We start from the raw sequence: 8,443 nt of genomic DNA, 5'->3' as shown, positions 1-8,443 counted from the left end.
AGCAGTTTGATTCTCTCCATGATGCCATGGATTCCGTTCTCAAAGCTGCGTCCTAACCACCTTGACTAATGCTATAATTACATCCTGCTTTTCAAGCCATCCCAGCATGAGCAAAATGATTAGAACCCGAATCGTTAAAATTGGCAACTCCCAAGGTGTGCGTATTCCTAAACTGCTTTTAGAGCAAAGTGGTATTCAGACAGACGTTGAAATCGAAGTGGAGGGCGATCATCTCACGATTCGCAACGCACGACGGTTACGCACAGGCTGGGAGCAAGCCTTTGCAGCAATGGCGAAAGAACAAGATGATGTTCTTCTCGATCCAGTCAACAGTACCGATTGGGAGCAAAGCGAATGGGAGTGGTAGCGATCGCATTTCGATGTTTTTTTGGTTAATCTTGACCCCACAATTGGCAGTGAAATTCAGAAAAAACGACCCTGTGTGATTATCTCACCGGATGAAATGAACGGTTATATTACCACGGTGATTATTGCCCCAATGACGACAAAAGGGAAAGCCTACCCGACGCGAATTTCCTGCCAGTTTCAGGGTAAGGAAGGGCAAATTGTTCTCGACCAAACACCATCGATAAAGCTCGATTGGTCAAAAAGATGTTTTCCCAATGAGCCAAGGGACGGCGCGATCGCTCTACCCTGATCTAATCCTAGGTCATCAGTGCGAGAATCCCACAGAGGCTCTCTGATATGGTGAGCCTTGAGTATCCCGACATCTCGAACCGCTGGATTATAATACCTAATACTTGCTAAAATACAAAACCGAGGTCACACTGACCATTATTCAAAACCTTTGAACCATAATTTGGACAATGACGAGTACCCAACAACGCGCCGCCCTGCAACGCCAAATCTGGCAAATCGCCAATGATGTGCGCGGCTCAGTCGATGGCTGGGATTTTAAGCAATATGTACTCGGCACGCTGTTTTACCGTTTTATCAGTGAAAACTTTACTAGCTACGCCGAGGGCGGCGATGACAGCATCGACTATGCCAAGCTGTCCGATAGTGATATTCCTGACGACTTCAAAGATGATGCCATCAAAACCAAAGGCTACTTTATTTATCCCAGCCAGTTGTTTGCTAACATCGCCGCTAGTGCAAACACTAACGAAAGCCTGAACACTGACCTAGCTGCGATTTTTGCGGCGATTGAAAGCTCTGCCAATGGCTACCCCTCCGAGCCAGATATCAAAGGGCTGTTTGCTGACTTTGACACCACCAGCAACCGCCTCGGCAACACGGTTAAAGATAAAAACCTGCGCCTGGCTGCGGTACTAAAAGGGGTGGCAGGGCTGGATTTTGGTGGTTTTGATGCCAGCCACATCGATCTGTTTGGCGATGCCTATGAGTTTCTGATCTCCAACTATGCCGCTAATGCGGGTAAATCGGGGGGCGAGTTTTTTACACCGCAGCAGGTTTCCCGGTTGATTGCCCAGCTTGCCATGCACCAGCAAACCAGTGTTAATAAAATTTATGACCCCGCCTGTGGTTCGGGTTCGCTGCTGTTGCAGGCTAAAAAGCATTTTGATGATCACCGGATTGAAGAGGGTTTTTATGGGCAGGAAATTAACCATACTAACTACAACTTGGCGCGGATGAATATGTTTTTGCATAACATCAATTACAACAAGTTTAATATTCAGTTGGGGAATACGTTAACTGACCCGCATTTTGGGGATGAAAAGCCCTTTGATGCGATCGTCTCTAACCCGCCTTATTCCGTGAAGTGGGTTGGGAGTGATGACCCGACGCTGATTAATGACGATCGCTTTGCGCCTGCGGGGGTGCTTGCGCCTAAGTCTAAGGCTGATTTTGCTTTTGTGCTGCATTGCTTGAGTTATTTATCTAGCAGTGGTCGCGCGGCGATCGTGTGCTTCCCTGGTATTTTTTACCGTGGCGGTGCGGAAGCCAAAATCAGAAAGTATCTGGTAGATAACAACTACGTTGAAACGGTGATTGCCCTCGCGCCTAATCTGTTTTTCGGTACTCCCATCGCTGTGACGGTTTTGGTGCTATCTAAGGACAAGCCCGACTCTACCACCCAGTTTATTGATGCTAGTGGCTTGTTTAAAAAAGAAACGAATAATAACACCCTGACCGATGACCATATTGCCGAAATTATGGGGGTGTTTGATAGCAAAGAAAACGTTGATCACTTTGCCCGATCGGTGCCTTTTGAAGAGATTGCGGCTAATGATTACAATCTGTCGGTTAGTAGCTATGTGGAAGCCAAGGATACTCGCGAAAAAGTTGATATTACCCAGCTTAATGCTGAGTTAAAAACTACTGTGGCGAAGATTGATCGCTTGCGGGCTGAGATTGATGCGATCGTGGCGGAGATTGAAGCATGAATAAATCAAAACGTCCTATTGCTTTGATCGATGTGCCTGATGGCTATAACATCTGGTTGAGGGAACTCAAGGAACGAATCCATAAAGCCCAACAAAAAGCGACATTAGCCGTTAATCGTGAATTGGTTTTGCTTTATTGGCAAATTGGGCGGGATATTTTGGCTCGGCAAGCTGAACAGGGCTGGGGAGCGAAGGTTATCGATCGCCTTGCCCATGATTTGCGTAGTGCATTTCCTCAGATGAAAGGTTTTTCGCCACGCAATCTTAAATATATGCGAGCCTTTGCCCATACATGGACAGATATTGAATTTGGGCAAGAGGTGCTTGCACAATTACCCTGGTATCATCAATTGGCACTTTTAGATAAGTTAGACAACAATGAAAAGCGTATTTGGTACGCTCAAAAAGCTATAGAAAACAATTGGTCGCGTAATGTGCTGGTGATGCAGATTGAAACGCGCTTAATTGAGCGGCAGGGTCATGGGGTTTCTAATTTTGAGCAGCGTTTGCCTAAGCCAGATTCCGATCTTGCCCGTGAATCGATTAAAGACCCCTATCGCTTTGATTTTTTGGGTCTGACTGAGGAGGCTCAGGAGCGTGAAATAGAAGCGGCATTAGTTAAGCACGTTACACAATTTTTGTTGGAGTTGGGTGCAGGATTTGCTTTTGTGGGTCGTCAGGTGTTGCTGCAAGTGGGTGAGGAGGAGTTTTTTATTGATCTGTTGTTTTATCATCTGAAATTGCACTGCTATGTTGTGATTGAACTGAAAGCCGACAAGTTTAAGCCTGAGCATTTGGGGCAGTTGGGGTTTTATATGACGGCGGTGGATAGGCAAATGAAGGCTAAAGAGGATGGGGTTACGATCGGTTTGTTGTTGTGCAAAAGCAAAGATAAGGTGGTGGCTGAGTATGCTTTGGGAGATAAAAGCCAGCCTATGGGTATTGCGGAATATAAGTTATTGGAATCTTTGCCTGTTCCGTTACAAACTCAATTGCCGAGTATTGAAGAGATTGAGCGGGAATTGATGGGGTTTGATGGAGGTGTGGGATGAGTTTTCTGGAAAGGTTGTTAGATGGGGCGGCGGTGGAGTGGAAGCCGTTGGGTAAAGTTTGTCGCTTTATAAATGGCAAGGCTTACAAACAAGCAGAATTGCTAGAACAAGGTAAGTATCCTGTTTTAAGGGTTGGCAATTTTTTCACAAATAGCAATTGGTATTACTCAAACTTAGAACTAGAAGAAGATAAATATTGCGATAGAGGTGATCTTCTATATGCATGGTCTGCATCATTCGGGCCAAGAATTTGGGATGGCGATAAGGTCATTTACCATTACCATATTTGGAAAGTTGTGCCCGACGCAAAGAGCATCGACAAGAAATATCTCTATTATTTGCTGGATTGGGACACGAAGGCGCTTAAGGAGGAACACGGCACTGGATCGACAATGATGCATGTCAGTAAAGGCTCAATTGAAAAAAGATTAGTTCCCATTCCATGCCCAGACAACCCCGATCGCTCTCTTGCCATTCAAGCCGAAATCGTGCGGATTTTGGACACTTTTACAGCGTTGACCGCCGAACTGACCGCCGAACTGAGCGCCGAACTGAGCGATCGCCAAAAACAATATAACTACTACCGCGATCGGCTGTTGACTTTTGAAAAAGGTGAAGCGGAGTGGAAGACTTTGGGAGAGATTGTTACATTCCGACGAGGCTCATTTCCTCAGCCGTATGGGAATAGTGGTTGGTATGATGGTGAAGGCAGTATGCCTTTTGTACAGGTTGCAGATGTTTCTGATTTTGGTTTCACTTTAATCAAAGAAACTAAGCAAAGAATTTCAAAATTAGCACAACCAAAAAGTGTATTTGTCAAAGCAGGTACAGTGATTGTGACATTACAAGGCACTATAGGACGAGTTGCGATAACGCAGTATGACTGCTATGTAGATAGAACTTTAGCGATATTTACTGGCTACAAAGAAAATATAAATAAAAAATATTTTGCATATCAACTTAAAAATAAGTTTGACATAGAGAAAGAATACGCTAGAGGAAGCACACTAAAAACCATCACGAAAGAAGAATTTTCAAATTTTGAAATCCCTATTCCACCCCTAGCCGAACAAGCCCGCATCGTCGCCATCCTCGACAAATTCGACACCCTCACCACATCCATCCGCGAGGGCTTACCCCGTGAAATTGAATTGCGCCAACAGCAATACGAATATTATCGCGACTTACTGCTCACCTTTCCCAAAACGGAGGCATAGATGACTAACTACAAGGCGATCGCCGAATCCAATAACTTTATCATTCTGGATCAATACACCAAAATACCGCAGAGCAATAGTTACCAAAGCGAAAGCGATTTACAGCGCGAATTGATTCAGGACTTAGTTAATCAAGGCTATCATTACCTGCCGAAATTAACCAAACCCCAAGCCATGTTAGCCAACGTGCGCGAGCAGTTGCAGACCCTCAATCATGTGCAGTTTACCGATAGCGAATGGCAGCGCTTTGTAGAAACCTTTCTAGATAAACCGGGCGACAGCATTATTGAGAAAACCCGCAAAATCCATGAAAACTATATCCATGATTTTGTATTTGATGATGGTCGCATTCAAAACATCTACCTGCTGGACAAAAAGAACCTTCCCCGCAACAAAGTACAAGTGATCGAACAATTTGAACAAAAGGGGACCCAAGCCAACCGCTACGATGTGACCATCTTAGTCAACGGCTTGCCGCTAGTGCAAATCGAACTCAAAAAACGCGGCGTGGCAATTCGTGAAGCCTTTAACCAAATCCATCGCTACAGCAAAGAAAGCTTTAACGCCGAACATTCCCTCTATAAATATTTGCAACTGTTTGTTATTTCCAACGGAACCAATACCCGCTACTTTGCCAACACCACCCAGCGCAATAAAAATAGCTTTGACTTCACCATGCACTGGGCGAAAGCGGATAACACCCTGATTAAAGACCTGAAAGACTTTACCGCCACCTTTTTTGAGAAAAACATCCTCCTCAGTGTCCTGTTGAAGTATTCGGTGTTTGATGTAAATAACACCTTGCTGGTGATGCGCCCCTACCAGATTGCGGCCACCGAGCGCATTTTATGGAAAATCAACAGCGCCTACCAAGCCAAACACTGGAGCCGTCTTGAGGGCGGCGGCTATATCTGGCACACCACCGGCTCCGGCAAAACCCTAACCAGCTTCAAAGCGGCGCGGCTGGCGACGGAGCTAGATTTTATCGACAAAGTGTTTTTTGTGGTCGATCGCAAAGACCTCGACTACCAAACCATGAAAGAATATCAACGCTTTTCGCCCGATAGCGTGAATGGCTCTGACAGCACTGCGGGGCTGAAGCGTAATCTCGAGAAAGATGACAATAAAATCATCGTTACCACGATCCAGAAACTCAATAACCTGATGAAAACCGAAAGCGACCTAGCCATCTATAAAAAGCAAGTGGTGTTTATTTTTGATGAATGCCACCGCAGCCAGTTTGGTGAGGCGCAGAAGAACTTACGGAAAAAATTTAAACGGTTTTATCAGTTTGGATTCACTGGGACGCCCATTTTTCCGCAAAACGCCCTGGGCGCAGACACCACCGCCAGCGTCTTTGGTCGTGAATTGCATTCCTATGTAATCACGGACGCGATCCGTGATGAAAAAGTGCTGAAGTTCAAGGTGGACTACAACGATGTTCGTCCCAAGTTCAAAGCGATTGAAACGGAGCAAGACCAGCAAAAACTGAGCGCCGCCGAAAACAAACAAGCCCTGTTACACCCCGATCGCATTCGCGAGATTTCTGAATACATCTTGAAGAACTTCCGCCAAAAAACCCACCGCTTGCAAGGGGGCGGCAAAGGGTTTAACGCGCTGTTTGCGGTGAGCAGTGTGGACGCTGCCAAGCTGTATTACGAAACATTTAATAAGTTGCAAAAAGACCGCGAGAAACCTTTGAAAATCGCGACAATTTTTTCCTTTGCAGCCAATGAAGAACAAGAAGCCGTGGGGGAAATTTTGGATGAAAGCTTTGATGTATCAGCTATGAACAGCAGCGCCAAAGAATTTTTAAGCTCGGCGATCGCTGACTATAACGCCCTGTTTAAAACCAACTTCAGCGTAGATAGCAACGGTTTCCAAAACTACTACCGCGATCTCGCCAAGCAAGTAAAAGCCCAAGAAATTGACCTGCTGATTGTCGTGGGGATGTTCCTGACGGGATTTGATGCGCCCACACTTAACACCTTATTTGTGGATAAAAACCTGCGCTATCACGGTTTGCTGCAAGCCTATTCACGCACCAACCGCATTTATAATGCTACCAAAACCTTTGGCAATATCGTCACCTTCCGCGATTTGGAACAAGCCACCATTGACGCTATTACCCTATTTGGCGATAAAAACACGAAAAACGTGGTGTTGGAAAAAAGCTACAGGGAATATATGGAGGGCTTTACGGATGCGGTGACGGGTGAAGCACGGCGCGGCTTTTTGGAAATAGTCACGGAATTAGAGGAGCGTTTTCCCAACCCCGACGAGATTTTTTTAGAAACAGACAAAAAAGACTTTGCCAAGCTATTTGGCGAATATTTGCGCGTTGAAAATGTGCTGCAAAACTACGATGAATTTGCCAGCCTGAAAGCCTTGCAACAGGTGGATATAAATGACCCGGCGGCGGTGGCAGCGTTTAAAGTGGAACACTATTTAACTGATGAAGACCTGACGGCACTGCAAGCGATCAAAATTCCGAGCGATCGCACCATTCAAGATTACCGCTCCACCTACAACGATATCCGCGACTGGTTACGCCGGGAAAAAGCGGACGGTGAACAAGCAAAATTGGCGATCGATTGGGATGATGTGGTGTTTGAAGTGGATTTGCTGAAATCCCAAGAAATAAATCTGGATTACATTCTTGAGCTAATTTTTGAGCAAAACAAAAAGAATCAAAATAAAGGTGAGTTGATCGAAGAAGTGCGCCGCTTGATTCGAGCCAGCCTAGGCAATCGAGCCAAAGAAAGCCTGATTGTAGATTTTATTAATCAAACCAATCTCGATGAGATGGCAGATAAGGCGAGCATCATTGATGCTTTCTTTAAATTTGCCCAAGCCGAGCAAGCCCGCGAAGCAGATGAGTTGATTCATTCAGAAGGCTTGAATGAAGAAGCGGCGCGACGCTATATCAGTGCCTCGCTGAAACGCAAGTTCGCCAGCGAGAATGGGACTGAGTTAAATTCAACACTGCCTAAAATGAGTCCGCTTAATCCACAATACAAAACCAAAAAGCAGAGCGTTTTCCAGAAAATCTCGGCGTTTGTTGAGAAGTTTAAAGACGTAGGCGGGCAGATTTAGGACTACCCATTCACGAAAAAACGATAGGGAAGCCATTGTACCAAAACCCATAACCAATCACTGCACCCGACCGGATCGCCATATTCCCTTCTACTCCTACGACGTGGAAGATTTTGAGTTGAAATTGCAGAATCTACGGGAGTTGGGGCGATTGTGATTTTTACCAATCGCGATCGCTCTACCCTGATCACCCAAACCCCAACGGCGCGATAACCACTCACGAGAGGGAATGTTATACGCTACAATTTTCAATAAGTCTCTTTCTGGCAGGTTAGGCCGTGCGAAAACAGGAAGCCCTGACATTACTCGCAAATCACCAAAACACACTAAAAAATTTTGGCGTGAAGTCTCTGATGATCTTTGGTTCAGTGGCAAGGGATGAAGCGCACATAAACAGTGATGTCGATCTGCTCGTCGAGTTTGATCGTCCAGTTGGGTTATTCACTTTTGTCCGGTTGAAACGATACCTAGAGGAGATTTTAGAAAGATCAGTTGATCTAGGTACGCCCGACTCCCTCAAACTTGATCTACGAGAACCCGTTTTTCAGGAGGCGATTCGTGCCTTCTAGGAATTGGAAAAATAGAGTAAGAGACGTGCTGGCTGCGATCGCTGAAAATAGAGAGTTTGCCAAGGAGACTACCTTTATATTGCCACGGTGATTATTGCACCAATGACGACAAAAGGGAAAGCCTACCCGACGCGAATTGC

At 45.5% G+C, this 8,443-nt stretch carries 8 protein-coding genes; 7 read left to right on the top strand and 1 reads right to left on the bottom strand.

Features of this window, described 5'->3' with window-relative positions; genetic code table 11:
* Positions 1-106: 106 nt before the first annotated feature.
* From ACTIE0_RS21290 to ACTIE0_RS21260, 7 genes are all read left to right on the top strand, one after another.
* The gene (locus ACTIE0_RS21290; protein ID WP_006623765.1) at positions 107-367 is read left to right on the top strand and encodes an AbrB/MazE/SpoVT family DNA-binding domain-containing protein; all 261 of its coding nucleotides are present in this window, start codon (positions 107-109) and stop codon (positions 365-367) included.
* Between the two features lie 21 nt (positions 368-388).
* A complete protein-coding gene (locus tag ACTIE0_RS21285) occupies positions 389-658 on the top strand; it encodes a type II toxin-antitoxin system PemK/MazF family toxin (protein ID WP_006623767.1) in 270 nt (89 codons plus the stop codon).
* 169 nt (positions 659-827) lie between these two features.
* Complete coding sequence (locus tag ACTIE0_RS21280; RefSeq protein WP_006668487.1) at positions 828-2,369, top strand: type I restriction-modification system subunit M; 1,542 nt, start codon at positions 828-830, stop codon at positions 2,367-2,369.
* Positions 2,366-3,421: a PDDEXK nuclease domain-containing protein gene (locus tag ACTIE0_RS21275; protein WP_006668486.1), complete on the top strand. Its 1,056-nt coding sequence runs from the start codon at positions 2,366-2,368 to the stop codon at positions 3,419-3,421. The genes ACTIE0_RS21280 and ACTIE0_RS21275 overlap by 4 nt, the downstream gene beginning before the upstream one ends.
* Complete coding sequence (locus tag ACTIE0_RS21270; protein WP_006668485.1) at positions 3,418-4,638, top strand: restriction endonuclease subunit S; 1,221 nt, start codon at positions 3,418-3,420, stop codon at positions 4,636-4,638. Before ACTIE0_RS21275 ends, ACTIE0_RS21270 begins: the two co-directional genes overlap by 4 nt.
* Positions 4,639-7,734, top strand: coding sequence for a type I restriction endonuclease subunit R (locus tag ACTIE0_RS21265; protein ID WP_006668484.1), 3,096 nt, complete (start codon positions 4,639-4,641; stop codon positions 7,732-7,734).
* 353 nt (positions 7,735-8,087) lie between these two features.
* On the top strand, positions 8,088-8,303 hold the full coding sequence (locus ACTIE0_RS21260; protein WP_006668483.1) for a nucleotidyltransferase family protein: 216 nt from the start codon (positions 8,088-8,090) through the stop codon (positions 8,301-8,303).
* Here the strand turns inward: ACTIE0_RS21260 and ACTIE0_RS21255 are convergent.
* Positions 8,262-8,443, bottom strand: a 182-nt coding sequence (locus ACTIE0_RS21255) for a hypothetical protein (RefSeq protein ID WP_439516978.1), incomplete at its 5' end; no start/stop codon positions are given. The two genes, ACTIE0_RS21260 and ACTIE0_RS21255, sit on opposite strands and share 42 nt — an antisense overlap.

It is taken from the genome of Limnospira sp. (assembly GCF_051859755.1).
Classification (GTDB): Bacteria; Cyanobacteriota; Cyanobacteriia; order Cyanobacteriales; family Microcoleaceae; genus Limnospira; species Limnospira fusiformis.
Note: the sequence above shows the minus strand (reverse complement) of the source record. Positions and strands in the feature narration are given on the sequence as shown.

Excerpts from the sequence above, each read along its gene's own strand:
- ACTIE0_RS21280 (WP_006668487.1), top strand. The coding sequence starts at position 828 with ATGACGAGTACCCAACAACGCGCCGCCCTGCAACGCCAAATCTGGCAA.
- ACTIE0_RS21260 (WP_006668483.1), top strand. The coding sequence starts at position 8,088 with ATGATCTTTGGTTCAGTGGCAAGGGATGAAGCGCACATAAACAGTGAT.
- ACTIE0_RS21290 (WP_006623765.1), top strand. The coding sequence starts at position 107 with ATGAGCAAAATGATTAGAACCCGAATCGTTAAAATTGGCAACTCCCAA.
- ACTIE0_RS21275 (WP_006668486.1), top strand. The coding sequence starts at position 2,366 with ATGAATAAATCAAAACGTCCTATTGCTTTGATCGATGTGCCTGATGGC.
- ACTIE0_RS21265 (WP_006668484.1), top strand. The coding sequence starts at position 4,639 with ATGACTAACTACAAGGCGATCGCCGAATCCAATAACTTTATCATTCTG.
- ACTIE0_RS21270 (WP_006668485.1), top strand. The coding sequence starts at position 3,418 with ATGAGTTTTCTGGAAAGGTTGTTAGATGGGGCGGCGGTGGAGTGGAAG.